At 38.2% G+C, this 306-nt stretch carries 1 protein-coding gene; it reads left to right on the top strand.

The features are described 5' to 3' along the window. Window positions 1-306, top strand: a 306-nt coding sequence (locus CWB66_RS21555; protein WP_252371831.1) for an ATP-binding protein, incomplete at both ends; no start/stop codon positions are given.

The raw sequence follows: 306 nt of genomic DNA, 5'->3' as shown, positions 1-306 counted from the left end.
ACCCTCAATTACATTTAAGAGTAATCCTAATATTGGTAAAATCCCGCTCAGTATAGTGGCAATTAAACGTGTTATAACGAATATGATAGGAAATGCTCGACGCTACTCCGAAGGGGATATAGAAGTACTTAGTTACTTTAATTCAAATAAAAAATATGCAGTTATTGAAGTGAAAGATAATGGGCCAGGGATCCCTGAAAGTGAACTTGAATCAGTGTTTGAGCCATTTAAGCAAGGTGATGCCGCGCGTGGCAGTGAAGGCAGTGGTTTAGGTCTTGCTATTATTAAGCGAATAGTTGATATGCA

The organism is Pseudoalteromonas sp. S558 (genome assembly GCF_005886635.1).
Taxonomy (GTDB): Bacteria; Pseudomonadota; Gammaproteobacteria; order Enterobacterales; family Alteromonadaceae; genus Pseudoalteromonas; species Pseudoalteromonas aliena.
This window is presented reverse-complemented; position numbering and strand designations above follow the sequence as displayed.